This window comes from Nocardiopsis coralli (genome assembly GCF_014892575.1).
Lineage (GTDB): Bacteria > Actinomycetota > Actinomycetes > Streptosporangiales > Streptosporangiaceae > Nocardiopsis > Nocardiopsis coralli.
Window position 1 is genome coordinate 304,656 of the sequence record NZ_JADBGI010000001.1, and the last position, 24,816, is coordinate 329,471.

The following is a 24,816-nucleotide window of genomic DNA, read 5'->3' on the forward strand; positions in this document are numbered from 1 at the left end:
CACTTCGTGACCGCATTCGGGGGTCCGGCGCACGATCCGTGCGCCACGGTACGGGGTACGGGCCGGGCCCGCACCCCGAGCGGGGGTGCTCCCGCGCGTGAGTGTCGCGCGGGTCAGGGTGTGCGGTGGATGTCTCGCAGGGCGTCGCCGAGGCGCTCGCGGGCGCTGACCCGCAGGCGGTCCTCGATGGCCCCGCGCAGCACCTCGCGGTCGTCGAAGGGCAGGACCTCACCCTTGACGTACTGGCCGGTCTCATGGCCCTTGCCGGCCACGACCACGGTGTCGCCGGGTTCGGCACGGGCCACGGCAAGGCCGATCGCGGCGGCGCGGTCGAACTCCACGGTGACGCGGGCGCGCTGGTCCTCCGGGACCTTCGTCACCCCCTCGAGCATCGCGGTGGCGATGGAGACCGGGTCCTCGGTACGGGGGTTGTCGTTGGTGACCACGAGCTCGTCGGCCAGGCGGGCCGCGGCCTCGCCCATGAGGGGGCGTTTGGCCCGGTCGCGGTCCCCGCCGCAGCCCACGACCATGTGGACGCGCCCCTCGGTGGTCTCGCGCAGCGCCGTCAGGACCGCCTCGATCGCACCCGGTTTGTGGGAGTAGTCGACGATGGCGGTGAAGTCTTGCAGGTGGGCGGTGTTGCCCTGCGCCACGACGGGTTCCATGCGGCCGGGCACCCCCGGTGCGGCGGCCACACCCTCGATGGCGGTCTCCAGCGGGACGCCGGCCTCGACGAGCCCGACGATCGCCGCCATGGCGTTGGAGATGTTGAAGGGGCCGGGCAGGGCGACCGACGCCTTGGCCTCCATCCCGCCCGGTCCGACGATCCGGAAGGTGCTGCCGGTGTTGCCCATGTGCACGTCGACGGCGCGCCAGTCGGGGTTCATCGCGGTGGAGGGGTCGGCGTCGGTGAAGCCCTCCACGCCGAAGGTGGTGACCGGGACGCGGCCGTCCCCGGCGACCATGTCGACCAGGGCGCGGCCGAAGCGGTCGTCGGCGTTGACCACGGCGATGTCGCAGTAATCGGGGCTGAAGAGACGGGCCTTGGTCTCGAAGTAGTCGCGCAGGTCGGGGTGGAAGTCCAGGTGGTCCTGCGACAGGTTCGTGAAGACCGCGACGTCGTAACGGGTTCCGCCGACCCGGCCCAGGGCCAGGGCGTGGCTGGAGACCTCCATGGCGGCGGAGGTGACCCCGCGCTCGCGCATGAGGGCGAAGAGGCCGTGCAGGTCCGTGGCCTCGGGGGTGGTGAGGGAGGACTGGACGCGCTCGTCGCCGACCCTCATCTCCACGGTTCCGACCAGGCCGGTGCTCATGCCGGCGGCGCGCAGCCCGGACTCGACCAGGTAGGTGACCGTGGTCTTACCGCTGGTTCCGGTGGTCCCGACCAGGAGGAGGTCGCCGGCCGGGTCGCCGAAGACCCAGGAGGCGGCGCGGCCGAGCGCGGCGCGGGCATCGGGGACCACCAGGACGGGGATCCCGGTGGCGGCGGCTCTGTCGGCCCCGGCCCGGTCGGTCATGATCGCCGCGGCGCCCGCGCGGGCGACCTGGTCGGCGAAGTCGGCGCCGTGGGCGCGCGTTCCGGGCAGGGCCGCGTACAGGACGCCGGGCCCGGCCTGGCGGGAGTCGTGGGTGATGCCGCGTACGTGCACTTCCCTGCTGGGCGCCTCCTCGGGGGTGTCGGGGCGCAGGTCCGGGCGCAGGAGAGTGGTGTCCGGCCCGAGCAGCGTCGCGAGGGCGGACAGCGGACGGAGTTGAGTGTGTTCAGGTCGCATTACCGGTGGCACGTGTGGAGGGTAACGGGTGTCGGGGACCGCTCGGTAATTTCCACGCTGGCTGCGGTGGCACTCGTGCGAGCGGCGGTGAGTCCCAGGTTACCGGGGGTGCGGGACCCCGTCCCGGGTTCCGGGGAAGGTCGGCTGGAAGCAGGGGTCGGGCGGCCGGTGACGGAGGGCCGTGGGAACGGGGACGGAGGGCCTAGCGTGGAAGGACGGAGGGGGTGATCTGTGTGGGCAGGACGGGCACGTCCGCGAGGCCCTTGGTCCTGGACGGCGGTCTGGCGACCCGGTTGGAGTCCTACGGCTGTGACCTGGGCGACGCGCTGTGGTCGGCGCGGCTGTTGGTGGAGGACCCCGCGGTGATCCGGCGCGCGCACCGGGACTTCTTCGAGGCGGGCGCGGACGTGGCGATCGCCGCCGGGTACCAGGCGAACGTTCCGGCGTTGACGGCCCGCGGGCTGGCCCGGTCGGAGGCCGTGCGGGTGGTGGCGAGCTCGGTGGAGATGGCACGGGCCGAGCGCGACGCCCACGGGTCGGGGCTGGTCGCGGCGGGCGTGGGGCCGTACGGGGCGTTCCTGGCGGACGGCTCGGAGTACACCGGTTCCTACGGGCTCGACGAGGAGGGCCTGTACCGGTGGCACCGGGAACGCTGGCACGTGCTGGCCGACTCGGGTGCGGACCTGATGGCGTGCGAGACCGTGCCGTCCCTGCCCGAGGTGCGGGCGCTGCGGCGGTTGCTGGCGGAGACGCCGGGCGTGCGGGCGTGGGTGAGCCTGACGTGCCGTGACGATTCCCGCATCAGCGACGGCACCCCGCTGCGGGACGTGGTGGCCGAGCTGGCGCCCGCGTACGCGGAGGGTTCCCTCGTGGCCGTGGGCGTGAACTGTGTGGCCCCGAGCAAGGTGCCCGCCCTCGTACGCACGGTCGCCGAGGCGGGTGTGGACGCGGTGGCCTACCCCAACTCCGGTGAGCTGTGGGACGCGGTGTCGCGCCAGTGGACGGGCACGAGCGAGCCCGCCGATTTCGGGGCCGCCGCGGTGGAGTGGTGGCGCGCGGGCGCGGTGCTCGTCGGAGGGTGCTGCCGGACCGGGCCCGAGCACATCGCCGAGGTCCGTGCCCACGTGGACCGCGCCGTCGCCTGAACCCGTCCCGTCGGCGCCACCGACTCGGTCGGCGCGGACGCATGGACCGAAGCATGAGCTCGACGCCGGGCGTCGGCACAGCCGACGCACGCACAGAGCCCCGATGCCCCCGATGCGGAAGAGGCAAGAACCGAAGGTACGGGAGGCCGGCGCAGCCGACGAGTACAAGCACCCGACGCACGTCGACGTTCAAGGTCCGTCTCGTGGGCCGGACCGGAAGCCCAAAAGGCCAGAACCCACGGCGACCGTCCCCCACGCGCGCGAAGCGCGAGCCCGTACTCCTCACAGTGCCCGAGAGAAGCGACCGGTGACGGGTTCTGACTCGGTCGGCGCGATCGCATGGACCGGAGCATGAGCTCGACGCCGGGCGTCGGCACTGCCGACGAGCACGCCGAGCCGAGTGCCATGATCCGACACGCGTCGACGTTCAAGGTCCGGCTCGTGGGCCGGGCCGGAAGCGCAAGGGGCCAGATCCCACGGCGACCGTCCCCCCACGCGCGCGAAGCGCGAGCGCGTGCGCCTCACGGCGCCCGAGAGGGGCGGCCGGTGCCTGTGCCGTGTGCCGACTCGGTCAGCGCCGACACGTGGCCCGGAGCGTGCGCTCGACATCGAGTGTCGGCGCAGCCGACGGACGGACTGAGCCGGGCCGGGCCGGGCGGACGCACAGGTCGAACGCACCGCCCTGGTCCGGGGACGCGCCGACGGGCCCCTCTCGTGGGGAGGGTCCATCAGAACCGGTCGGCACGACTCCCTGTCAGCAGACGAGTACACCCTGACGCACACACAGGGCCCCGATGCGCCGGTACGACGCAAGAACCGAAGGCACGGGAGGTCGGCGCAGCCGACGGCCGAGCCGGGTGAGCACAGACCTCCGGCACGAGACTCGGCCCGCGGACGGGGACCCATGCCCCGCACAACAACAGCACGGTACGCCGCGCCGGGCGGGGGCGCGTCTCCCCCGCCCGGCGCGGGCTCAGCCCTCGTCCTCCAGCAGGCGGATGTTGGGCGGGTCCTCGTCCGTCGGCGGCACACGTTCGGACTTGAGCGCGAAGCTCATGATGTCGTTGAAGACCGGCCCGGCCGCCTCGCCGCCGTAGTAGGCGCTCTGCGGGTTGTGCAGCACGACCTGCACGACGATCTCGGGGTCGTCGGCCGGGGCGAAGCCCGCGAAGGTCGCGGTGTACCCGCCGTCGTCGTAGGTCCCGGTCTCGGGGTTGATCCGGTTCGCGGTACCGGTCTTGCCCGCCACGCGGTACCCGTCGATGCGGGCCTGCGGCGCCGTGCCCTCGTCCGAGGTGACCGCCTCCAGCATCAGCGCCAGCTCATCGGCCGTGTCCTCGCTGAGCACCCGGGTGCTCTCGCGCTCCTCGGCCGCGGTGAACTCCCCCTCGGGGTCGACGGTCCCGGCGATGACCGTGGGATCGACGCGCTCGCCGCCGTTGGCGATGGTCGCGTAGACCGAGGCCATCTGCGCCGCGTTGACCGACAGGCCGTGGCCGATGGAGACCGACGGCAGCTGGGTGCCCCACCAGTCGTCGGGGTCGGTCAGCACACCGGTCTCCTCCCCCGGCAGGTCCAGCCCGGTGGGCTGGCCCAGCCCGAAGGCGTCCATGTAGGTGTGCAGGTTCTGCGCCCCGACCTCGTCGGCGACCTTGATGGTGCCCACGTTGCTGGACTGCGCCATGATCCCGTTGACCGTGAGCCGCTGGGTGCCGTTGTTCTCGGCGTTGCGGAACGTCTGGTCGTAGTACTGCAGCGAGTACGGAACGGTGAAGACGCTCTCGGGGGTCGTCGCCCCTTCCTCCAGCGCCGAACCGACGGTGATGACCTTGTTGGTACTGCCGGGTTCGAACGTCTCGGCAACCGCCCCGTTCGACCAGTCCTCCGCGGTGGTCTCGCCCACGTCGTCCTGGGAGTAGGTCGGGTAGTCGGCCATCGCCAGCACCTCCCCGTCGGGACGGGTCACGATGGCGCTGCCGCCCTCGGCGTCCAGGGCCTCGACCTGTTCGGCCAGGGTCTGGGCGGTGTGCCACTGGATGTCGCGGTCCAGGGTCAGGCGCACGTCCTGGCCGGGCTCGGGCTCGCGCACCAGGCCTCCGGCCATGGGGATCTGCGTGCCGTCGTTGGCGACCTCGACCTGGCGCTTGCCGGCCTCACCGGCGAGCGTCTCGTCCAGGTAGCCCTCGAGCCCCTCCAGGCCGTGGCCCTCCGCGCCGACGAACCCGACCAGGTCGGCCGCGCCCGTCTCGTCGGGGTAGACACGCTCGTAGTCGACCTCGGCGCCCACACCGGACAGCCCCAGGTCCCGGAACTCGTACCAGTCCTCGGGACGCACCCCGTCGGTCACGACCTGGTACCGGCTGGGTGCCGCGTCGACCTTCGCCGCGACCTCGTCGGCCTCCAGGTCGAAGCGTTCGGTCAGCTCCGAGACGACCCGGTCGCGCTCGTCCGGGTCGATGTCCTCGGGGTCGACGAAGACCGTGCGCACCTCGACCGACAACGCGAACGGGTTCCCGCCGGCATCGGTGATCTGCCCGCGCAGGGTGGGCACGTCGATGGTCTGCAGGCGCAGCTCGGAGGCGGCCGCGGCGTACTCCTCCGCGTCGAACCCCTGGATCTGGGTCAACCGCCCGGCGAAGAGCACCATGATCACCACGATGAGCACACCGGTGATCTTCAGGCGCTTCTTCGGGTCGCCCCGCCGGAACGTACGGCGCAGCAGCGGCGGCGGGGGCGGCGGGGCCGACGCCCGCGCGGACCTGGCCTTGCGCACGTCGCGCGCGCCCGAGCGGGCGGCACCGGTCCGGCCGGTACCACCCGAACGGGTCCCACCGTCGGGGCGGCGGGGTTCGCGCTGGGGGCGCTTGTTGGGACGCGAGCCCGAACGGCTCGTCGCTCCCGGCCTGCGGGGATCACGCGGGCGCCGGTCGCGGGACGAACTCACTCGGCGCCTCCCTGCCCGCCGATGACCTCACCGTTGTCCGGGTCGAGGAAGAGCGGGGCCTCCCCCTGCTCCATGCCCATGTCCTCGGCCTCCTCCGCGATCCTGTCGGTGTTCTCCAGGTGGGCGACCTCGTCCTGGAGCTGCTGTTCCTGGTACGAGAGCTCCTGGTTCTGCGACTGCAGGCTCGTGATGGCGTAGGCCTCCTGGGCCACGACGCTGCGCAGCACCAACAGGCTCATCAGCGCCGCACCCAACAGGCACAGCACGAGCAGGACGAAGGGGATGCGCGGGGCCCGCGACCGGTGCGCAGCGCTCCCCCCGGACGACGGTTTCGGCGCCGGACGCGCGGGTTCGGCCTTGCTCGGCGCTGCGCTGCCCCGGCCCTCGCGCGTGGGACTGCGGCGCGTGGTCGTCGTGCTCATCTGCTCTCCCTGCTACCGCGAAGGTCCGCGCACCCGTTCGGCGGCACGGAGCCGAGCCGAGCGGGCACGCGGGTTCTGTTCGTTCTCTTCGTCCGTCGGTAGTTCCGCCCCACGGGTCAGGAGGCGGAGTTCCGGTTGCCGGTCCGGGAGGGGTACGGGCAGGTCGGCGGGGGTGGTGTCCTTGGCCAGGTCGGCGAGCGCGCGCTTGGTCCTGCGGTCCTCCAGCGAGTGGTAGGACAGCACGGCGATGCGGCCGCCCACCGCCAACCGCGAGAGCGCGGCGGGGAGGGCGTCCTCGAGGATGGACAGCTCGGCGTTGACCTCGATACGCAGCCCCTGGAAGGTGCGCTTGGCCGGGTGGCCGCCGGTGCGCCGGGTCGCGGCGGGGATCGCCTCGCGGACCAGTTCGGCGAGCTCGCTGGTGGAGTCCAGGGGCCCCTTGGCGCGGCGGCGCTCGATGGCGCGGGCGATGCGGGAGGCGAAGCGCTCCTCCCCGTGCACACGCAGCACGCGGGTGAGCTCGGCGACCGGGTACGTGTTGACCACGTCGGCGGCGGTGAGCTCCTGGGTGCGGTCCATGCGCATGTCGAGGGGCGCGTCGTGCGCGTAGGCGAAACCGCGGTCGGTCTCGTCCAGCTGCGGCGAGGACACACCCAGGTCGAGCAGGACCGCCTGCGCCTGGCCCACCCCGGCCTCGTCCAGCGCACCGGGGATGTCGGAGTAGACCGTGTGCACGAAGTGGGTGCGGTCGGCGTAGGGCTCCAGGCGCCGGGCGCTGCGTTCGAGGGCGCTGGTGTCGCGGTCCACCCCGACCAGGCGCATCTCGGGGCAGGCCTTGAGCAGGGCCTCGGAGTGTCCGCCCAGGCCGAGGGTGCCGTCGACGAGGACGGCTCCCGGTTCGGTGAGGGCGGGGGCGAGCAGTTCGACGATGCGGTCGAGCATGACCGGAACGTGGAGGGGGTCGAGCCCTTCCCGGGCCGCGCGGACGCGGTCGGCCAGGTCGGCGCCCAGGGTGCTGCCGTCTGTGCTGTGCTGCTGCGCGTCGTCCCCGTCGGGACGATCGTCGCTTCGGGTCTCCCCCATGCGGTGGTGTTCCTCCACGCTCCGTGCCGTCTTCCCCGTCGTCGGCTCCCCGCGGGCGGGGCGCCGGTGTGTTCGCGTGGCCCGACCGAACCCGGCCGGGCCCACCGAGCACGGCCGCCATTGTCCACCTTCCGGTGGTCTGGCGCTCACGACCTGGCACCGGGGAAGTCGCGCCAGCTCGTGTGTGCCGTGCTCGGCGAGGCCCGGCCGGCCTCGGCTCGCAAGGGAGTCGACGTGGGGCCGTGTGTTCGGCGGATGGTTCCCGCCGGCCTCACAGCACCCCGGGCAGCACCTCCTCCGACAGACGGGCGAAGGCCGGTTCCTGCTCGGCCTCGTAGTCGGCCCAGGCCTGGGAGGACCAGATCTCCAGGCGTGTGTTGGCCCCGATGACCACGCAGTCGCGCTCCAGCCCCGCGTAGGCGCGGAGTTGGGGCGGGATGGTGACCCGGCCCTGCTTGTCGCACGACTCGTCCGAGGCACTGGCGAAGAGGATCCTGCTGTAGTCGCGCACCGCCTTGTCGGTGACCGGCGCCGTGCGCAGCGCTTGGGTCAGGCGGGCGAATTCCACGACGGGGAAGACGTAGAGGCAGTGTTCCTGGCCCTTCGTGATCACCAACCCCCCGGACAGTTCGTCGCGGTACTTCGCCGGAAGGAACAGGCGCCCCTTCGGGTCGAGGCGAGGCGTGTGGGTCCCGAGGAACATCACGCTCACCTCCTCGCCCCTGGTGGTGTGGGGGAGCCTCCTCCCCCACGTCGCTCCACCTTACTCCACTCCACCCCACGGTCAACAGTTCCGGTCGGGCGGGAACGCCGAGAGTTTCGGGGTTTTCGCAGTTCATGGCGGTGGAGCGCGGTGGGGGGCGCGAGCGTTCGTGCGGATGCACACGCACGGGACGGACAGCGGGGCACGGGAGGCACACGGAGGGGATCCGGCCGCGTTCGGTGGGCTTCGTCCCTCTCGGGCCACAACGGCGGCCAATTCCGGCAATCGCGGTTTGCAATCGTCCGGATTCGGCCTAGCCTCGGTTCGCAAGCACCGGCCGCCCGCCAGGCGGGGCCACAGGGAGCGGGAGGGGTCTCGTGTCACTCGGCACACAGCACGACGGCCAGGGGGGTGGCGTCCGCGCTGAGGTCGGCGGGGTCGTCGCCGCAGCGGGGCGCATCCGGAGCGCCATCGAGACGGTCATCGAAGGAAAACCCGATGTCCTGCGCATCACACTGACGGTGCTTCTCGCGGAGGGGCACCTGCTCATCGAGGACGTCCCGGGTGTGGGCAAGACGATGCTCGCCAAGGCCCTGGGACGCGCCGTGGACTGCTCGGTCCAGCGGGTGCAGTTCACCCCCGACCTGCTTCCCAGCGACATCACCGGCGTGAGCGTCTACCACCAGGACCGCCACGAGTTCGAGTTCAACCCGGGCCCGGTCTTCGCCAACATCGTGCTCGGCGACGAGATCAACCGCGCCTCGCCCAAGACGCAGTCGGCGCTCCTGGAGTGCATGGAGGAGCGGCAGGTCAGCGTGGACGGGCAGACCCGGGCGCTGGAGCGGCCGTTCATGGTCGTGGCCACGCAGAACCCCGGTGAGATGGAGGGCACCTACGCCCTGCCCGAGGCGCAGCGGGACCGGTTCATGGCGCGTGTCTCGGTGGGGTACCCGGCTCCGCAGGACGAGCTGGACATGATCGACTCCCACAGCGCGGACTCGCCCCTGGACGCGCTCGCGCCGGTGGCCGACGCCGCCCAGCTGCGCGAGCTCGCCGACCGGGTGCGCCAGGTGCACGTGGCGCCCGGGATGCGCCGCTACGTCGTGGACCTGGTCAACGCCACCCGCACCGCCCCCGAGCTCCACCTGGGCGCCTCGCCCCGCGCCACCCTGCACCTGGTGCGTGCCGCGCGTGCCCACGCGGCCCTCGACGGCCGCCACTACGTGGTCCCCGACGACGTGCAGGCGCTGGCCGTCCCGGTGCTGGCCCACCGGCTGCTGCCCGGCGCGGAGGCGCGGATGGAACGCCTGAGCCCGGAGCAGATCGTGTCCCGGATCGTGGCCCGCCTGCCGGTCCCCGGCCCCCAGTAACCCCGGGGCGCCCGCGCCGGCGCCCCTTCCCCGTCCCCGAGAGAGGGTCCATGCGCCCGCGACGAACCCTCACCGCACGAGGCGTCTGCATGCTGGTCTTCGGCCTGGCCGCCCTCGTGGCGGGCCTGGTCGTCGGGCAGTTCGAACTCGTGGGGGTCGGTGTGTTCCTGCTCGCCGTGCCCCCGTTGTCCGCCCTGACCGTGCTCGGCGCCGGCTCCCGGGTGGTGCACAGCCGCCTGGTGCGCCCGCCGCACGTGCAGGCCGGGCAGAGCTCCCGTGTGCTGGTGCGGGTGGGCAACTCCTCGTCCGTGTGGCCGGTGCCGTCGGTGTCGTTGGCCGACACGGTGCCGGTGCGGCTGGGTGAGGAGCCCCGTTTCGACGTGGGCCACCTGGGTGCGCGGGCGGTGCGCGACGTGGGGTACCTGGTGCAGCCGCAGGTGCGCGGGCGGTACCCGATCGGGCCGCTGCGGGTGGTCATCGGCGATCCGCTGGGATGCGTGCGCGTGTCCCGGGAGGTCGACGCACCCGTGTCCCTGCTGGTCACCCCGCGGGCCCTGCCGCTGGGCCCGGCGGAGGTGCGGGGAGGTCCGCAGGGCGAGCACACCCCGCTGCGTTCGGCTGCGGGGGTCGGCGAGCAGGACCCGATCCCGCGCGAGTACCAGCACGGCGACGAGCTGCGGCGGGTGCACTGGCGGTCGACCGCCAAGCACGGCGAGCTCATGGTGCGCCGCGACGAGCAGCACCGGCGCGAGCACAGTGTCCTGCTGGTGGACACACGCGCGGGCGCGCACCGGGGCGAGCAGGCCGAATCGTCGTTGGAGACCGCGGTGACCGCCGCGGCGTCGGTGGCCGTGCGCTGCCTCGAGGACGGCCACGACCTGGACCTCTACGGGGCGGACGGCCCCCTGCCGGTCTCCGGGGTCTCGGGGGTGCTCGACGGGCTGGCCGTGGCCGAGGCCTCCGACGGACCCCATCTGCTGCCGGCGGTCTCCGCGCTGGCCTCGCGGCGCGGTCCTTCCCCCGGTCTGATCACCGCGGTGCTCGGAGCGATCGGGCCCGAAGACGCGGACACGCTCGCCCGCACCGGACACGAGGCCCGCAAGGTGGCGGTGCTGTGCACCGGAGCGGCCTGGCCCTCGGCCGAGGCGCTGCACGGTGTCGAACGTGTGCTGGCCGCGGGCGGCTGGCACGTGCTGCTGCTGTCCCACCCCGACCGACTCCCCCAGCTGTGGCGCGCGGCCGGTGAGGCACCCCTCGCCGTCGCGGCGCCGCGTGTGTTCACGGAGGGCCCGCTGTGAGAGCGCTCATGCCACTGGTCACGTTGTTGTGCCTGGTCACGGCCTTGCCCCTGTTGGCCCCGTTGCTGAGTGGGGACGGGTGGTGGGTGCCGGCGCTGGTGCTGATGGCGGCGGCCTCCGCGGTCTCCGCCCTGTACCGACTGAGCGGGTGGAACGCCGCGCCGGTGCCGCTGTTGCAGGCGTTGCTGGTGTTCCTGCTGTTGACGCCGTTGTTCGCCGCGCACACCGCGCCGCTGGGGGTGATCCCGAACGGGGAGTCGGTGGGCTACCTGGTGCAGCTCTTCACGCAGGGCACGGCCACCATCAACGACAGTTCCGTGCCGGTCTCGGCCAATGCGGGGATCACGCTCATCATCGCCCTGACCTTCGTGGTCTTCGTGATGGTGGCGGACTTCCTCGCGGTCACGGCGCGGTGCGCGGGCATGGTCGGCGGCCTGCTGCTGACGCTCATGGCCGTGCCCCTGGTCGTGGATCCGGCCGGTCTGGAACTGTGGCAGGCGCTGTGGTGCGCGGCCGGTTACGTGGCGCTGCTTGCGGCGGACACCTGGACGCGCCGGCGTGCGTGGGGCACGCCCGTTCCGTCGCCCGCGCCCGGCGACCGGGTGCTGGCGGGTGTGCGCAGGGCCGGGACCGCCGCGTTGGCCGGGGCCGCGGCGGTGCTCATGGCGGTGACGCTGCCCCTGGCCGTGCCGTCGCTGCGCACGGACGCGTTCTACGACCTGGCCGACGGGAGCCACCCCGGGTTCGGCGAGGACATGGTGACCACGACGCACCCGCTCGTGTCGATGCGGCGGGAGCTCGGATCGGACTCCGACAGCACCGTGTTGACCTACCGGACCGACGCCGAGGAACCCGACTACCTGCGCACCTACGTGCTGGACCGGTTCGACGGCGAGAACTGGACGATGGACCCCGTCGACGCCACCGACGACAACACGGCCGGCGGTGACCTGCCGCTGCCCACGGGGTGGTCGTCGGAGGCGTCGGGGCCGACCACGACCACGCAGGTGTCGATGAGCTCGTCGACGCCCCGGCCGGACTTCCTGCCCCTGCCGTACTGGGCGCGGTCGGTGGACGTGAGCGGGCAGTGGCACGTGGACCCCGACACCCACACGGTCTTCACCACCGGGAACCCGCCCACGGGGCTGAGCTTCACCGTGGAGAGCAACGCCGACGACCCCACCGCGGAGGAGCTGGCCGACGCCGGGAGGCCGCGCTCGCTGGCCTCGGGCCACCTCGACGTGCCCGAGGACGTGGACCCTCAGGTGCAGGAGCTGACCGACCGGGTGACGGAGGACGCCGGTTCCCCTTACGAGGCGGCGGTGGCGCTCCAGGACCACTTCGACGACTTCACGTACTCGCTGCAGCCCCCGGCGGTGCCGGAGGGAAACGACCCGCTGGCGCACTTCCTGTTCGAGGACCGGATCGGCTACTGCGAGCAGTTCGCGGGGGCCATGGCGCTCATGGCGCGCCAAGCCGACATCCCGGCGCGGGTGGCGGTCGGTTACACGCAGGGCGAGCGCACCAACGGCGACCGGTGGGTGGTCTCGTCCGCGGACGCCCACGCGTGGCCGGAGCTGTACTTCGAGGGCGCGGGCTGGGTGCGGTTCGAGCCCACGCCCTCCGGCGGGAGCGGGCAGGGGTCGGCCTCGGTACCCGAGCACGCCGATCCTTCCGGGGAGGGCGGGCAGGACGAGGGTTCCCCGTCACCGTCGCCCTCGCCGTCCCCCAGCGAGTCGCCTTCGCCGACCGACGGCCCCGGTGCGGAGGAGACGCAGGGGCCGGACGAGGAGAGCGCGGCGCCCGATCCCGAGGAGGACCCGGGTTCCGAGGCGGCCGGCGGTGGATCGGGGTCCGAGGGAGGCCCGGCCCTGTCGTGGCTGCCCTACGTCGGCGGTTTCCTGGTGGCGCTGGCCCTGCTGGCGCTACCCGCTCTGGCCCGGTCGTGGGTGCGTGCCGCACGGCGTTCGGCGCTGGCCGGTGCCCCGGCGTCCGCTGCGCACGCGGCCTGGCGCGAGGTGCGCGACACCCACGTGGACCTCGGGCTCGCGTGGGACCTGTCGGAGAGCCCGCGTGCGACGGCCGGGCGGACGCAGTTGCCGGAGGAGGCCCGGTGGGCGCTGTGGCGCCTGGCGTTGGCCGAGGAGGCGGCGCGGTACGCACCCGACCCCGTGGCCGGCGGGCAGCTGCGGGAGGACCTGCGGACGGTGCGCTCGGCTTTGTGCGCCTCGGTGGGCCGCGGTGCCCGGATGCGGGCCGTGTTGCTGCCGCGCTCGCTGGCGCCGTGGCACCGTCCCCGGCCGGAGCCGCTGCCCGCGACCTGACACCGGAGGTCCGGGGCGGCTCGCGGTGCGGGGCCGGGTCGGGTTCCGGACCTGGGCCGTGCGGCAGGAGCAGCGACTTCCGCGAGCGGTGGCGGGGCACGGTCTCGGCCTCTGGAAGACGTGAGAGGCGCCCACTGGGCACGAGGGCCCCGGTCAGGTGCACACCGACCGGGGCCGGGGAACAGGCGTTTCCGCTCCGCGCCGGACACTCACCAGCGTTCGCGTCCGACGCGGAGCGTCCCGTGGGTGGGGCAAGCGAACTCGCACGGCAGGCACGTGGAGTCGCGTCCGCGACGAGGGGATCCTTGGGTTCCCACGAAGGACATGCTCGGGGCCGGTGTGGGCAAAGCGCGCCCCTGCGGGGGCGCTCCGACGCGTGGTGCACGGGCCCTGGCTGGACGGGGTGGACCGAGGCACTCGTGTCCGAGGCACGGCGATCCTTGGGATCCCCGAGGGACACCTGCGGGACGGTGTGGGCAAAGCACGTCCCTGCGGGGGCGCGGGCCTGGCGAACGACGTACGAGCCGTAACGGACGAAGACTCTCCCGTCCGAGACGGCGGCAATGCGAGGGGCACATGGGGTGGGCCGACAGCACTGTGCCCCGCCAGAGGGCGAGAACGTGGGTTCTCGTCCGCGGACGGGGCACTGCAGCGCTCTGGGTGTGGAGGCGGGACCGTGCCGGAAGACCGTGCCGGGTACCGGAGGGCGAGAGCTGCTCCAGCTACTCGTCACCCTCCTGACGACGGCGCCACCGCTCCTCGAAGCGGTTCATCATCCCGGGACGGCCGCCACCGCCGCCCTTGCGCTTCTGCTTGCCCTCGGGTTCCTCGGCCACCATCGCGGCCTCACCGCCCCCTCCGGCGGCCCTGCGCCAAGCGCTGGCGCCGTACAGGAAGGACGCCAGCATGAGGACGAACCCCAGGACGCTGACACCGACCTGCAGGACGATCTCCCCCAGGAGAAGACCGGTCAGCAGCAGGACGACCCCGACGACGAACCCGAGGCCGGCCTTGACGATCCGGCGCTTGTAATGGACCGCGGGGTTCGTGTGTCGAACTGAGTTCGCGAACTTCGGATCCTCGGCATACAGCGCCCGCTCGATCTGGTCGAGCATGCGCTGCTCGTGTTCAGAGAGCGGCACGGCGCCTCCCTACGACAGTCCCCGCTCGGGGGGACGGGTACTGATGAACAGTCTCTAGATCAGTGATATGCCCAGAATACGATGTGCTAGCGCATGGTGGAAAGAAAAGCTGCGTGTGTACCTGACCCACCACGATCACGGTACCCGCGCCCTGTTTCGCAAACACCGGCTGCCATGCCTCTCTTCTACCTGCCTTACCGGTCCCACCCTGAGAACGCTTCGGAAGGCCCGGAAGTTGCCGCATCATACGTCGTTTTCGTCACGCTTGGCCAACACGGCCGACTGTATCGCGCCCGGACCGAACCGGTTCGCCACCCGGTCCATCACCCGTTCGACGTCCCGCCAGCCCGTTTCCTCCTCCCCGAGGGCCAACTGGCGGTGGGCCCGCTCGGCGGCCTCCACCCCTTCGACCCTCACTCCGATCAAACGCAACCGGGTCCGCTCCATTCCCGCGGCGTCGTAGAGCTCGCGGGCCACGGTGTTGATCTCCCGCGCCACGTCGGTGCTCTCCTGAAGCGTCCTGGAGCGGTTGATGGTCGTGAAATCCGCGCGGCGCAGTTTCACACTCACCGTGCGTCCCACGAGACCCGCCGCCCTCATCCGGCGGGCCACTTTCTCCGAGAGCCTCAGGAACTCGCGGTGGATCTCCTCGGCGTCGGACACGTCGCGGTCGAAGGTCTCCTCGGCCCCGACGCTCTTGTCGGGCGTCTCGGGCGTCACGGCGCTCGGGTCCTCACCGCGGGCCAGCTCCGCCAGGCGGGTGCCGGCCTTGTCGCCCAGTTCCAGGCGCAGCAGGTCGGTCTCGACACGTCCCAGGTCGCCGACGGTGCGCAGCCCCAACCGGGTGAGGGCCTGCTCGGTCTTCTCCCCCACCCCGGGCAGCGCGCCCACCGGCAAGGGGTCGAGGAACCCGTGCACGTGCTCGGTGGGCACCAGCAGCAGACCGTCGGGCTTGCAATGGGTGGAGCCGAGCTTGGCGGTGAACCGGTTCGCGGCCACACCCACCGAGCAGGTGAGCCGCTGTTCCCGGCGCACCCGCTCCCGGATGGCCGCGGCGATGCGCACCGGGCCGCCCAGGCGCCGCTGGGCCCCGGACACGTCCAGGAAGGCCTCGTCCAGCGACAGGGGCTGCACCAGCGGCGTGACGGACCTCAAGATGTCCATCACCGCTTCGGAGGCCTCCTTGTAAGCGCTGCCGTCGGGCGGGAAGACCAGCGCCTCCGGGCACAGGCGCATCGCACGCACCATCGGCATCGCCGAGTGCACGCCGCGCTCCCGGGCCAGGTAGTCGGCGGAGGAGACGACCCCGCGCGGGCCGGTCCCGCCGACGATGACGGGAACGCCCCGCGCTTCGGGGTTGCGGAGGCGTTCGACGCTCGCGAAGAACGCGTCCATGTCGATGTGCAGGATGTGGCAGTCGGCGTCCGGACCTGAACCGTCCGGGGGGAAGTCCGCGCCCAGCGGCACGATGCCCTCCGCGGAGACCCTGCCCCGCAGTGCGGCACCGCGCTCGAGTTGACGTCGGCTCATGACCTCAGATTACGCTCGTCGGCGCGGATGTCCCACCCGGACCTCGGCCGCCCGCGCTCCACCATCGCCCCGTGTCCGGCCGTTCCCGGTCAGTCCCGGGAGGCGATGACGTGCAGCTGGGTGGCGATCCCCACGAGTTCGGGGTGCTGGGCCACCGCACGCTCCAGCTCGACCAGGTGCTGGCCGGTCTGGGCGTCGCCCTCCCAGGCCTGGCCCGGAAGGACGTCGGCGAACACCCGAACACCGCGCACGCTCGTGGGGTGCAGGCCGGAGTCGGTGAGCAGCTGCTGCAGCTGGCCGCGCGTGAAGCGGCGCGGCATCGGGTCGCTCTCGCCCCACCGGCCGTCGGCGTCGGTGAGCAGGTGGTGGGCCTCGGCGACGTGTCCGGCGAGGACCCGGTGCAGGGCCCCCGCGACCGCGTTGGTGGCCAGGACACTGACGGCGCCGCCCGAACGGGTGATGCCGACGACGTCGTGCAGCGCGGCCGCGGGCTCGTCCACGTACTCGAGGACGTTGTGCACCAGCACCAGGTCGGCGCTGCCCTCCTCGAAGAGCGAGGCCAGGTCGCGGGTCTCCCCCTGCACACCGCGCACGGCCACTCCGCTCTCGGCCGCGCGGCGCTCCAGCGCGGCCAGGGAGTCGGGGTTGGGCTCGACGACCGTGACCCGGTGGCCGAGTTCGGCGAGGGGGACGGCCGCGCCGCCGGTGCCGCCACCGGCGTCGACGATCTCCAGGGGGCCGTCGCCCAGGTGGGACAACAACTCCTGCAGGGCTTCCCACACCACTGCGGTCCGGGCCGCGTTGGCCGCCCGGGCCGGACCGGTCGTCCCGCCCGCGGTCGTGCCGGCCTTGTCCGTCACCTGGTTCCCCTCACTGGTTGGGCTCGTCCGCCGTCCGCTGCGGGAGGCTCAGAGCGCGAGCGTCGACTTGTTCTCCATGAGCCGCGACAGGAGCCCGCTGATGAAGCTGGGCGAGTCGTCGGTGGAGAGTTCCTTGGCCACACCGACCGCCTCGGCGATGGCCACCCCGTCCGGGATGCCGTCGTCCCACAGCAGCTCGTAGGCGCCCATCCGCAGGATGTTGCGGTCCACGACCGGCATGCGCTCCAGGGTCCAGCCGATGGCGTAGGTGTCGAGCAGCTCGTCGATGCGGGTGCGCCGCTCGTCGATGGACCGGGCCAGACTCTGGGTGAACTCGTTGATGGGCGGCTCGGGCTGGGCCCGGCGGCGTGCGATGACGTCGTCGACCGAGATGCCGCGCACCTCGGACTCGTAGAGGACCTCGACCGCGCGCCGCCGTGCCTTGCGCCGTGCTCCGCTCATCAGTTGACTCGCCCGAGGTAGTCGCCGTTGCGGGTGTCGACCTTGACGGACTCGCCGGTGGTGATGAACAGCGGGACCTGGATGGTGGCACCGGTCTGCACGGTGGCGGGCTTGGTGCCGCCGGTGGAGCGGTCGCCCTGCACACCGGGGTCGGTCTCGGTGATCTCGAGCTCCACGGCCGGGGGCAGCTCGATGTAGAGCGGGTTGCCCTCGTAGGTGGCGACGGTGACCTTGGTGTTCTCCAGGAGGAAGTTCTGGTCGTCGCCGACGACGGTGTCCGGGACCGGGATCTGGTCGTAGGTGGAGGTGTCCATGAAGATGAAGGCCTCACCGTCGTTGTAGAGGTACTCCATCTCGCTGCGGTCGACGTTGGCGAACTCGACCTTGGCGCCGGCGTTGAAGGTCTTGTCGACGATCTTGCCGGTCATGACGTTCTTCAGCTTGGTGCGGACGAACGCGCCGCCCTTGCCCGGCTTGACGTGCTGGAACTCCAGGACGTTCCAGAGAACGCCGTGGTCGAGCTTCAGGGTCGTGCCGTTCTTGATGTCGTTCGTCGAGGCCACTTCGGTCGTCTCTCCAAGGGGTGTGACACGTAGGGACCGGACGGGTGCCCGGTCGGTGGTCGGCGGGGCGGGCGCGTCGGTGTTCCCCGTGCGCAACTCGCCCAACTCCAGTCTAGGGCCTGTTCGGCGGGCGCCGTCCGTTGCTGCGCGGCTCGGGAGGGCGACAGGTGGCAGCCGCGCCGCAGAGGTCGTTCGAGGGTGGTGGCCGCCAGGGTCAGCCGGCGGACGTGACGGCGCGGTAGGCCTCACCGAGCAGCTCGGGTGAGGGGCCGCTGAGGATCACCGGTTCGGCGAGGCCGTCCAGGACCACGAACCGCAGGGTGTTGCCGCGGGTCTTCTTGTCCACGCTCATGGTCGCCAGCAGGTCGGACCAGGCGGCGCGGTCGTAGGAGACGGGCAACCCCACCGAGGACAGCAGGGTGCGGTGGCGGCGGACGAGGCCCTCGTCGATGCGTCCGTCCAGGCGGGCGAGTTCGGCGACGAAGACCATCCCGACGGACACGGCGTACCCGTGCCGGAAGGTGTAGTTCTCCGCGCGTTCGATCGCGTGGCCGAGCGTGTGCCCGTAGTTGAGGATCTCACGCCGCCCGCTCTCGCGAAGGTCGCCGGAGACCACCTCGGCCTTGACCCGGATCGCCCGTTCGATGAGCTCGCGCGTGTGCAGGCCGTCGGGCGAGCAGGCGCCCTCGGGGTCGGCCTCGACGAGGTCGCAGATGGCGGGGTCGTCGATGAACCCGGCCTTGATGATCTCGGCCAGGCCGCCGATGTAGTCGGCGCGGGGCAGGGTGCGCAGGGTCTCCAGGTCGCAGAGCACACCGGCGGGAGGGTGGAACGCGCCCACGAGGTTCTTGCCCTCGGGGGTGTTGATGCCGGTCTTGCCCCCGACGGCGGCGTCGACCATGCCGAGCAGGGTGGTGGGCACGAGGATCGAGCGGACCCCGCGCAGCCAGGAGGCGGCGACGAAACCGGCGAGGTCGGTGGCGGCTCCCCCGCCCAGACCCACGACCGCGTCGCCGCGGGTGAAGTTCTCCCCGCCCAGGCGCGACCACAGGTCCGCGGCCACGGCGACGGTCTTGGCGGCCTCTCCGTCGGGCACGGGCATCGGGAAGACCCGGTGTCCGGCCTCGTTCAGGGCGGCGGCCACACGCTCGGCGAGGCCGGTCAGTCCCTCGGGGTGGATGAGGGCGACCTTCTCGGCGGAGCCCACCAGGCCGGGGAGCTCGGAGAGGACCCCGGTTCCGACCACGACGTCGTAGCGTTCGCCGGTCGCGCCGACTCCGATGCGGGTGGCGGTCACTTCTCGGCCTTTCCGGCGTTGTCGAGGGTGGGCACGATCTCGTCGACGATCTCCTCCGGGTGGTAGCCGGTGGTGGCCACCGTGACCGTCGCCAGGCCCTCGTAGATCGGCAGGCGCTCGTCGAGGAGCCTGCGGAGCTTGGTGCGGGGGTTGCCGGAGAGCAGGGGGCGGGCCACGTCCATGCCCACGCGCTTGGCGGCCTCGCCGAACTCCACCTGGAGGTAGACCACGTGGTGGTCGGCCAGGTCGGCGCGGGTGTCCTCGTCCAGGACCGAGCCGCCACCGACGGCGATCACGCCTTCCCAGGAACGCAGGGCCTCGGCGACGATCTCGCGCTCGAGCGCGCGGAACTGGGTCTCGCCGTCCTCGACGAAGATGTCGCCGACGGGTTTGCCGGCGCGCTTCTCGATCTCGGTGTCGGTGCACAGCAGGTCCGCGCCGATGCGGCGGGCCAGGGCCTCGCCGACGGTGGACTTGCCCGAGCCCGGGGAGCCGATGAGCACCGCGATCGCTCTTGCCACGCTTCTGCCTCACTGAGATGGGGTCGGGGCCGGTCCCGCGGGAGCGGCCGTGCGGTCAGCCGACGGGGACGGACGCGACCCGAGGGGCGCGTCCGCGGGCCCCCATCCTATGCCCACGCGCGCAGGTGGCCCGGCCGGTCCGGGGTGCTCTGCGCATCAGTTGTGGGACCTCGGACGGGTGCGGAGAACGCCGAGGAGGCGGCCCGCGTCAGTGGGCGAGCACGTCGACGGTGCGCCCGTCCGGGTCGGTGAGCAGGTGGCGGCCCGGGGTGAGGGGCGGGTCGGCCGCTGCCCCCTCGACGTCCAGGCCGATCCGGGCCCGGCCGGTGGGGCGCCCGCCGGCCGGATACAGCTCGACCACCGTCTCCCCCAGCTCGGCGGCGTAGTGGTCCGGGCCGGTGCCGTGCTTTTCGGGGACCAGGGGCAGGCCCAGGGCGGCGTAGAAGGCGCGGCACTCCTCCAGGTGTTCGGAGTACAGGACCACGAGGGAGAGGCGGGCGTGGGACACGGGTGCTCCGGGGGGGGAGGCGGGCCGGCCCGGGGCACGGGCCGGCCCGGGGTGTCAGCGGATCTCGAGCGAGTCCAGGTACGACCGGGCGTTGCGCGCGGTCTCGGCCAGGGAGTCGCCGCCGAACTTCTCGACGACGAACTCGGCCAGGACCAGGGCGACCATCGCCTCGGCGACCACACCCGCGGCGGGCACCGCGGTGACGTCGCTGCGCTGGTGGTGGGCCTGGGTGGGCTCGCCGGTCTCGGTGTCGATGGTGTCGAGGGCGCGCGGAACGGTCGCGATGGGCTTCATCGCGGCGCGCACACGCAGGGCGTCGCCGGTGGACATGCCGCCCTCGACGCCCCCGGCGCGGTTGGTGCGGCGTCGGACGCCGTCCGGTCCGGGCTCGATCTCGTCGTGGGCCTGCGAGCCGCGGCGGGCGGCGGTGCGGAACCCGTCACCGACCTCGACGCCCTTGATGGCCTGGATGCCCATGAGCGCCCCGGCCAGACGCGAGTCCAGACGGCGGTCCCAGTGCACGTGGCTGCCCAGGCCGGGCGGGAGGCCGTAGGCGAGCACCTCGACCACACCGCCGAGGGTGTCCCCGGCCTTCTTGGTGTCGTCGATCTCCTCGATCATCCGGGCGCTGGTGTCGGCGTCGAAGCAGCGCACCGGGTCCTCGTCGATGGCCGCGAGGTCCTCGGGGTGCGGCTCGGGCGCGTCCTCGGGCACGGCGACCGGACCCATGGACACGACGTGGCTGAGCAGCTCCACGCCCAGGGCCTGCTTGAGGAAACTGCGGGCGACCTCGCCGACGGCCACGCGCGCGGCGGTCTCGCGGGCGCTGGCGCGTTCCAGGATCGGCCGGGACTCGTCGTGCCCGTACTTCTGCATCCCGACGAGGTCCGCGTGCCCGGGGCGGGGGCGGGTCAGCGGCGCGTTGCGCGCCATCCCGTCCAGCTCCTCCTGGGGAACGGGGTCGGGAGACATCACCTTCTCCCACTTGGGCCACTCGGTGTTGCCCACCTCGATCGCGACCGGTCCGCCCTGCGTGCGGCCGTGCCGGATGCCTCCGATGACGGAGACCTGGTCTTTCTCGAACTTCATCCGGGCACCCCGGCCGTACCCGGCGCGGCGTCGGAGCAGCGCGGCGGCGATGTCGTCAGAGGTGACGGACACACCGGCCGGAAGGCCCTCCAGAATCGCGACGAGTGCCGGCCCGTGGGACTCCCCCGCGGTCAGCCAACGCAACATGGCAATGATCCTCCCACGGATCGGGCGCCGTCGTGGAACGCGGCCCCTGCTCAGGGCAGCAGGGGTGCGCCGACCAGGACGGTGAGGAAGGTGCTGCCGAGCATGAAGGGGCCGAGGGGGAAGGGCTGTCTTCGGGTGAGGCGGCGCAGGGCGAGCAGGGCCATCCCGACGACGGAGAACGCGGCGAAGGCCCAGAAAGCCGCGGCCAGAGCGCCCACGGCCCCGGCGGCCCACCCCGTGTAGAGGCCGGTGATGCCCGCGAGTTTGACGTCGCCGAACCCGAGTCCGGAGGGCTGCACGCGCCAGAGCAGCCAGTACAGGACCGTGATGAGGACCATGCTCACGAGGGCCTCGGCGCCGCGTTGCAGCTCGTCCCCGGAGGGCTGCACGCCGGTCCCCGCGGGCCAGAGCACGGCGGCGGCGAGCAGGACCGCGGCCACCGGGTACGCGGTTCCCACGACGGGGTCGGGCAGACGGAGGACACGCAGGTCGACCACGGACAGCGGGACACCGAAAGCGACGAGCCAGAGCACGGGCGGCAGGTCCGGGAGCGCCCACTGCTGCTGCACGGCCGCGCCCGCGGCCAGGGCGAAGAGGATCCCGGTGACGGCCGGGACGGCGGGGTGGGTCGGGACGGTCGCGCGGCAGCTCGGGCAGGCGCCGCTCCACCAGGACCCGGGGCCGGCGAGGGCGGGCAGGAACGCGGGGAAGGGCAGGTCGGTGAGGCAGTGCGGGCACCGCGGCGGGGGCGGCCCCTCGTCCTCGGGCAGCGGGGACTCGGAGCGTTCCGGACGGGGGCCGTCGCCGGCCATCGCGGAGCGGGGCGCGGCGGGTTCGGGGTGGGCGGGCGTGGGACGGCCGGGGCCGAAGAGGGGCACCAGGCGCCCGCAGACCCGGCCGGTGAGGACCCCGAGCACACCGAACACGACGCCGACCGCGACCGTCGTAGTGTCCGGGACGAGGGTGAGCTCGGAGGGGAGAAGCATGTTGGGAAGCTACCCCGTGGAGGGCTCGGCGAACAGGACCTCATCGCGGGTTGTGGACAACCGTGGCACCGGAACACGCGCGATGCGCGGCACGGGGCCGGGGTCAGGCGTCGGCGGCGGGCGGGTCCTCGCGGCGGGCGCGCACCACGGCGCTGAGCTCGATGCCGCCGGGCAGTGCGGGGCCGAGCTCGTCGCGCAGGCGTTCGGCCATGCGCTGCAGGGCGGCGTCGTCGCGCTCCTCGAGCTCGAGGCGGATCCCGATCTCCGCGTTGTCGCTGGTGTGGATCCGGACGCGCTCGACACCGAACTCGGTGTGCGTGACGCGGTAGATCAGAGCCAACACCTGCGGGTCGTCCTGGGGCTCGGGCACCACACCGTGTTCGGCGAGCACCGTCAGGAACCGGCCCTGGACGGTGTAGGGCACCGGTCCGGCCACGTCCAGTACGAGCGCGTCCGCGTTCTCGTCGAGCACGGCCTGGCACGCGTCCTGCGTGGTGAACGGAACGGGGCGTGCGTCCGGGCGCCAGCGCCGCACCGCGTCGACGGAGGTGAAGGCGAGCAGTCCGCGCCGTCCGTCCCGGCCGGTCATGACGGGGACGGCCACCTCGGAGTTCTTGTCCTTGGTGAGCCCGCCCGCGCCCTGCTCGGTCTCGGTCGCGTCGGCGACCACGGGCACGAGGACGCGGGAGGCCCCGAGCGCGGTCAGGACCTGCCGGTCCCCGACCGTTCCCTCGGAGTGCTCGCGCAGGCGCGCTTCGACCTCGGGGTCGGCGCTGCCGTCGTCGTCGCGGAAGTTCTGGGCGCCCAGGATGGATGGTCTGCTCACGGGGCCCGACTCTACCGTCGACGGCCGCCGCCGGTGGGGCGGTACGGCAAACCGGCGGACGCACGCGGGGCCCACGGGTGACAGGTGCGCGCGGGCGGGCACGGCCGCCCCTCGCGCGCGGGCGCGGGAACGGAACGGACGCCGGGAACACGGGCTCAGCCCGAGGACGAGACCTCGTCGCCGCCGAGGGCGTGAAGAATGCCGCGCAACTGTGTGACCTGCTCGGGCGTGAGGCGGTCGAAGAGCAGGTCGCGGACGCGGTCGGCGTGCGCGGGGGCGGCCCGGGCCAGGGCCATGAGGCCGGGTTCGGTGAGCACGGCCCAGTACCCCCGCCGGTCGTCGTCGCAGTGCTCCCGGTACACGTAACCGTCGCGTTCGAGGCGGGCGACCTGGTGGGACAGGCGGCTCTTGGACACGATGACGCTGTCGGCCAGGTGGCGCATGCGCATGCGCATGTACGGCGCCTCGGACAGGTGCACGAGGATCCCGTACTCGATGAGGCTCAGGTCGCTGCGTTCGCGCAGGTCGTGTTCGAGCTCGTCGTAGATCCAGGCGTTGGTCTGCAGGAACGCACGCCAGACCTGCTGTTCACCGGCGTCGAGCCGTCCATTGCCCATGCCTCCGATACTACGGCGACCAGGGGCCTCCGGTGCTGGATCCGTGCGGATCGATGCACGGATCGTGATCGGGGCGTGGCGTTGAGCGATGACCGCGCTCCCGTGGCTTCTTGTGTGTGCCGAGCACCACAGAGTTTTCCTTCCAAGGAAGATACTTCTGAGGTACCTTGTTACTGAGCAGCAAACGAGGCCGGACCCTCTGGCCCCGGACGACCCCACAGGGAGCAGAACCATGGCGGCACAGGAACTGAAGCCCGGCACCTGGACCATCGACGGCGCCCACTCGATCGTCGGCTTCTCGGTCCGGCACATGATGGTCAGCAAGGTGCGCGGCCGTTTCGAGACGTTCGAGGCGACCCTGACCGTGCCCGAGGACCCCGCCCAGGCCTCGGTCACCGCGACCATCGACGCCGGCTCGATCAACACCGACAACGGTGATCGCGACAACCACATCCGTTCGGCCGACTTCTTCGACGTCGACACCCACCCGCAGTTCACCTTCCGCTCCACCGGGGTGGAGGCCAAGGGTGAGGACTTCGTGCTCAAGGGCGACCTCACCATCAAGGGCAACACCCGCCCCATCGAGCTGGACCTCGAGTTCAACGGCTCCACGGTCGACCCCTACGGCCTGGACCGCGCGGGTTTCGCGGGCTCGACGCAGATCAGCCGCAAGGAGTTCGGGGTCGACATCGAGATGCCGATGGACGGCGGCGGCGTGGTCGTCGGCGACCGCATCAGCATCCAGATCGACGCCGAGTTCACCCGCCTGGCCGACTGAGCACGGCGCATCACCCGCAGCCGCTGCGCACCGGGCTCGGATATCGTCGACGGGGGAGGGCACACACGCCCTCCCCCGTTTTTCGTGTCCGCGTTCCCGTCTCCCAGGCCAGGAGGAACCGTGTCCCCGAACCCCTTCTCCCCCGACGTCGTCGACGCCGTCACCGCCCACATGAACGACGACCACCCCGAGGACACGCTCCTCATCTGCCGCGGCCTGGGCGGCGAGCCCGACGCCACCTCCGCACGGATGACCGGCCTCGACGGGCAGGGCGGCGACTACACCGTCACCGTCGGATCCACCGAGCGGCAGGTACGTGTTCCCTGGTCGGAGCCGCTGACCGAACGGCCGCAGATCCGCGCCGAGGTCGTCGACCTGTACCGGCGCGCCTGCCGCGAGCTCGGCCTCACCCCGCGCGGCGAACACTGA

General features: G+C 72.5%; 23 protein-coding genes. 6 read left to right on the plus strand and 17 right to left on the minus strand.

The window, feature by feature from the left end:
• Positions 1-113: 113 nt before the first annotated feature.
• Positions 114-1,772, minus strand: coding sequence for a UDP-N-acetylmuramoyl-L-alanyl-D-glutamate--2,6-diaminopimelate ligase (locus IDM40_RS01390; RefSeq protein ID WP_193120010.1), 1,659 nt, complete (start codon positions 1,770-1,772; stop codon positions 114-116).
• A gap of 224 nt (positions 1,773-1,996) precedes the next feature.
• On the opposite strand from IDM40_RS01390, the gene mmuM reads away from it, so the two are divergent.
• The gene (mmuM, locus tag IDM40_RS01395; RefSeq protein ID WP_193120011.1) at positions 1,997-2,917 is read left to right on the plus strand and encodes a homocysteine S-methyltransferase; all 921 of its coding nucleotides are present in this window, start codon (positions 1,997-1,999) and stop codon (positions 2,915-2,917) included.
• Positions 2,918-3,890: 973 nt separating this feature from the next.
• On the opposite strand, the gene IDM40_RS01400 is transcribed toward mmuM, so the two are convergent.
• From IDM40_RS01400 to mraZ, 4 genes are all read right to left on the minus strand, one after another.
• Positions 3,891-5,861, minus strand: a complete 1,971-nt coding sequence (locus IDM40_RS01400) for a peptidoglycan D,D-transpeptidase FtsI family protein (protein WP_193120012.1) — start codon at positions 5,859-5,861, stop codon at positions 3,891-3,893.
• On the minus strand, positions 5,858-6,283 hold the full coding sequence (locus IDM40_RS01405; protein WP_193120013.1) for an FtsB/FtsL family cell division protein: 426 nt from the start codon (positions 6,281-6,283) through the stop codon (positions 5,858-5,860). Before IDM40_RS01405 ends, IDM40_RS01400 begins: the two co-directional genes overlap by 4 nt.
• 12 nt (positions 6,284-6,295) lie before the next feature.
• Complete coding sequence (gene rsmH, locus IDM40_RS01410) at positions 6,296-7,366, minus strand: 16S rRNA (cytosine(1402)-N(4))-methyltransferase RsmH (protein WP_193120014.1); 1,071 nt, start codon at positions 7,364-7,366, stop codon at positions 6,296-6,298.
• A 271-nt stretch (positions 7,367-7,637) separates the two neighbouring features.
• On the minus strand, positions 7,638-8,069 hold the full coding sequence (gene mraZ, locus IDM40_RS01415) for a division/cell wall cluster transcriptional repressor MraZ (RefSeq protein WP_193120015.1): 432 nt from the start codon (positions 8,067-8,069) through the stop codon (positions 7,638-7,640).
• 377 nt (positions 8,070-8,446) lie between these two features.
• On the opposite strand from mraZ, the gene IDM40_RS01420 reads away from it, so the two are divergent.
• From IDM40_RS01420 to IDM40_RS01430, 3 genes are read left to right on the plus strand one after another with little or no spacing between them, the layout of a single operon-like run.
• Entirely contained in the window at positions 8,447-9,439 is a 993-nt protein-coding gene (locus IDM40_RS01420; RefSeq protein WP_193120016.1) for an AAA family ATPase, read from the plus strand.
• Positions 9,440-9,489: 50 nt separating this feature from the next.
• Positions 9,490-10,737, plus strand: a complete 1,248-nt coding sequence (locus tag IDM40_RS01425; RefSeq protein WP_235997187.1) for a DUF58 domain-containing protein — start codon at positions 9,490-9,492, stop codon at positions 10,735-10,737.
• Between the two features lie 8 nt (positions 10,738-10,745).
• A complete protein-coding gene (locus IDM40_RS01430; RefSeq protein ID WP_193120132.1) occupies positions 10,746-13,061 on the plus strand; it encodes a transglutaminase family protein in 2,316 nt (771 codons plus the stop codon).
• Between the two features lie 722 nt (positions 13,062-13,783).
• Here IDM40_RS01430 and IDM40_RS01435 read toward each other — a convergent pair.
• From IDM40_RS01435 to IDM40_RS01490, 12 genes are all read right to left on the minus strand, one after another.
• Positions 13,784-14,203: a DUF3040 domain-containing protein gene (locus IDM40_RS01435; protein ID WP_193120017.1), complete on the minus strand. Its 420-nt coding sequence runs from the start codon at positions 14,201-14,203 to the stop codon at positions 13,784-13,786.
• 243 nt (positions 14,204-14,446) lie between these two features.
• Positions 14,447-15,733 (minus strand): DNA polymerase IV, encoded by a 1,287-nt coding sequence (gene dinB, locus IDM40_RS01440; protein WP_193120018.1) that lies wholly within the window; start codon positions 15,731-15,733, stop codon positions 14,447-14,449.
• A gap of 89 nt (positions 15,734-15,822) precedes the next feature.
• Positions 15,823-16,593 (minus strand): methyltransferase domain-containing protein, encoded by a 771-nt coding sequence (locus IDM40_RS01445; RefSeq protein ID WP_193120019.1) that lies wholly within the window; start codon positions 16,591-16,593, stop codon positions 15,823-15,825.
• Positions 16,594-16,641: 48 nt separating this feature from the next.
• The gene (gene nusB, locus IDM40_RS01450; protein ID WP_193120020.1) at positions 16,642-17,055 is read right to left on the minus strand and encodes a transcription antitermination factor NusB; all 414 of its coding nucleotides are present in this window, start codon (positions 17,053-17,055) and stop codon (positions 16,642-16,644) included.
• Positions 17,055-17,618 (minus strand): elongation factor P, encoded by a 564-nt coding sequence (efp, locus tag IDM40_RS01455; RefSeq protein ID WP_193120021.1) that lies wholly within the window; start codon positions 17,616-17,618, stop codon positions 17,055-17,057. The genes nusB and efp overlap by 1 nt, the downstream gene beginning before the upstream one ends.
• A gap of 214 nt (positions 17,619-17,832) precedes the next feature.
• Positions 17,833-18,915, minus strand: a complete 1,083-nt coding sequence (aroB, locus tag IDM40_RS01460; protein ID WP_193120022.1) for a 3-dehydroquinate synthase — start codon at positions 18,913-18,915, stop codon at positions 17,833-17,835.
• Positions 18,912-19,418 carry a shikimate kinase gene (locus IDM40_RS01465; RefSeq protein WP_193120133.1) on the minus strand — a complete coding sequence of 169 codons (507 nt, stop codon included), beginning with the start codon at positions 19,416-19,418 and terminating at the stop codon, positions 18,912-18,914. Before IDM40_RS01465 ends, aroB begins: the two co-directional genes overlap by 4 nt.
• A 226-nt stretch (positions 19,419-19,644) precedes the next feature.
• Positions 19,645-19,944: a VOC family protein gene (locus IDM40_RS01470; protein WP_193120023.1), complete on the minus strand. Its 300-nt coding sequence runs from the start codon at positions 19,942-19,944 to the stop codon at positions 19,645-19,647.
• Positions 19,945-19,998: 54 nt separating this feature from the next.
• A complete protein-coding gene (gene aroC / locus IDM40_RS01475) occupies positions 19,999-21,180 on the minus strand; it encodes a chorismate synthase (RefSeq protein ID WP_193120024.1) in 1,182 nt (393 codons plus the stop codon).
• Between the two features lie 50 nt (positions 21,181-21,230).
• A complete protein-coding gene (locus IDM40_RS01480; protein ID WP_193120025.1) occupies positions 21,231-22,166 on the minus strand; it encodes a prepilin peptidase in 936 nt (311 codons plus the stop codon).
• Between the two features lie 103 nt (positions 22,167-22,269).
• Positions 22,270-22,992: an SseB family protein gene (locus tag IDM40_RS01485; RefSeq protein ID WP_193120026.1), complete on the minus strand. Its 723-nt coding sequence runs from the start codon at positions 22,990-22,992 to the stop codon at positions 22,270-22,272.
• A gap of 155 nt (positions 22,993-23,147) precedes the next feature.
• Positions 23,148-23,609 (minus strand): MarR family winged helix-turn-helix transcriptional regulator, encoded by a 462-nt coding sequence (locus IDM40_RS01490; protein ID WP_193120027.1) that lies wholly within the window; start codon positions 23,607-23,609, stop codon positions 23,148-23,150.
• 232 nt (positions 23,610-23,841) lie between these two features.
• Between IDM40_RS01490 and IDM40_RS01495 the strand changes: the two genes are divergently transcribed.
• Complete coding sequence (locus IDM40_RS01495) at positions 23,842-24,387, plus strand: YceI family protein (protein ID WP_193120028.1); 546 nt, start codon at positions 23,842-23,844, stop codon at positions 24,385-24,387.
• A 120-nt stretch (positions 24,388-24,507) separates the two neighbouring features.
• Entirely contained in the window at positions 24,508-24,816 is a 309-nt protein-coding gene (locus tag IDM40_RS01500; protein ID WP_193120029.1) for a DUF2470 domain-containing protein, read from the plus strand.

Bases quoted from the DNA above. Each gene is read 5' to 3' on its own strand.
- rsmH (WP_193120014.1), bottom strand. From the start codon at position 7,366: ATGGGGGAGACCCGAAGCGACGATCGTCCCGACGGGGACGACGCGCAG.
- IDM40_RS01480 (WP_193120025.1), bottom strand. From the start codon at position 22,166: ATGCTTCTCCCCTCCGAGCTCACCCTCGTCCCGGACACTACGACGGTC.
- aroC (WP_193120024.1), bottom strand. From the start codon at position 21,180: ATGTTGCGTTGGCTGACCGCGGGGGAGTCCCACGGGCCGGCACTCGTC.
- mraZ (WP_193120015.1), bottom strand. From the start codon at position 8,069: ATGTTCCTCGGGACCCACACGCCTCGCCTCGACCCGAAGGGGCGCCTG.
- dinB (WP_193120018.1), bottom strand. From the start codon at position 15,733: ATGAGCCGACGTCAACTCGAGCGCGGTGCCGCACTGCGGGGCAGGGTC.
- nusB (WP_193120020.1), bottom strand. From the start codon at position 17,055: ATGAGCGGAGCACGGCGCAAGGCACGGCGGCGCGCGGTCGAGGTCCTC.
- IDM40_RS01495 (WP_193120028.1), top strand. From the start codon at position 23,842: ATGGCGGCACAGGAACTGAAGCCCGGCACCTGGACCATCGACGGCGCC.
- IDM40_RS01390 (WP_193120010.1), bottom strand. From the start codon at position 1,772: ATGCGACCTGAACACACTCAACTCCGTCCGCTGTCCGCCCTCGCGACG.
- IDM40_RS01490 (WP_193120027.1), bottom strand. From the start codon at position 23,609: ATGGGCAATGGACGGCTCGACGCCGGTGAACAGCAGGTCTGGCGTGCG.
- IDM40_RS01430 (WP_193120132.1), top strand. From the start codon at position 10,746: ATGCCACTGGTCACGTTGTTGTGCCTGGTCACGGCCTTGCCCCTGTTG.
- IDM40_RS01425 (WP_235997187.1), top strand. From the start codon at position 9,490: ATGCGCCCGCGACGAACCCTCACCGCACGAGGCGTCTGCATGCTGGTC.
- IDM40_RS01405 (WP_193120013.1), bottom strand. From the start codon at position 6,283: ATGAGCACGACGACCACGCGCCGCAGTCCCACGCGCGAGGGCCGGGGC.